Below are 1114 nucleotides of genomic sequence, written 5' to 3' on the forward strand. Positions count from 1 at the left end.
AAACGAGTCAATTAAGCATTAAAGCGAAGCGTAGACGAATATGGATGAAAACCCAATTTTTGGAGCGAGTATTACAGGCGGGTTTTGCTAATGTGAGTGATATTTAATCATTCATGCGGTTGCCCTGATTTTTAGGGGGGATCTCTGGTAGGCAAATAAAAGCCGGATGAGTCTGGGATAATAAATTTAGTGGATAATTTTTTTATTATGGTATGACTGAAATTAAAATTAAGTAATTGTCTGATTTTGCTTAAGAATAGAGATTCATCACAAATTTAAAGGTGGATCTTTTCCATGCTGGAATGGGTAAGCATTGTTGTTATATCCCGCTTAATTGATGCTACATCGGAAATCTTGACACAAGTCAATCAATTATTAATTTGATATTGAGTGCTACGGAGAATGGAGGAATGACACATAAAAAATATAATCCCACTTGGGATGGTTATATGGGCGATTTTTTAAGGGGTAATGTAGGGATTAATCAGCTAAAACCCCAGCATGAATTTTTTGATGCCATTGGGTTAGAAAAAGTATTGAGTGATAATACCCAATATCACTTTGTTCTTACATTAGCGCAAGCCAAAAGCATTATTGAGGATATCAGTCCCTCCCATCCACAAACCCCAAGTCATGGAGAAGCATTTGCAAGAGGTACGGAAGCAGAAAATCTAAGTTACGGAGACGAATTTGCAAGAGGCACGGAAGTAGATAACAAGAAAAAAAATCCTATGGCGTATGTATTTTCTGTCACAGATCCTATTTCCATCTATGCGGGAAATATTTATGATTCACATGGGTTTTCTGATGTTTGCCGGGAATTTAAGAGGTTAAGTATTACTGCAAAAACCTATGTGGGAGAAAATGGGAAAAAATATATTCATCTGTCAGGTCATGCTGGTCTTAGGCGTCTTGTCAGGGGAACCCGATACGGTGCTAGCCACCCTCAAATGTTAGCCATGGGGATAGGACAGCAGGGTCTTAATGCTAGGTTGTGTCCCTCAATTAAATAATGACCTTAAGAAATAAGCGGATACAACCTAATTTCACCATAGCGATATAATTTCTTGCTGTCTTTTCATAACGGGTGGCGATGCGACGATGCTCTTTGAGT

1 protein-coding gene and 1 pseudogene are annotated in these 1114 nt (G+C 38.3%); one reads left to right on the forward strand and one right to left on the reverse strand.

Features of this window, described 5'->3' with window-relative positions; genetic code table 11:
* Positions 1 to 410 precede the first annotated feature (410 nt).
* Complete coding sequence (locus AAC155_RS24205; RefSeq protein WP_113044420.1) at positions 411 to 1013, forward strand: hypothetical protein; 603 nt, start codon at positions 411 to 413, stop codon at positions 1011 to 1013.
* Here the strand turns inward: AAC155_RS24205 and AAC155_RS24210 are convergent.
* A pseudogene (locus AAC155_RS24210) lies at positions 1006 to 1114 on the reverse strand (IS5/IS1182 family transposase); the annotation flags it as partial. The gene AAC155_RS24205 and the pseudogene AAC155_RS24210 sit on opposite strands and share 8 nt — an antisense overlap.

Origin of the sequence: Photorhabdus sp. HUG-39, assembly GCF_963878365.1 — a bacterium.
In the GTDB taxonomy this organism is placed as follows: Bacteria; Pseudomonadota; Gammaproteobacteria; order Enterobacterales; family Enterobacteriaceae; genus Photorhabdus; species Photorhabdus kayaii.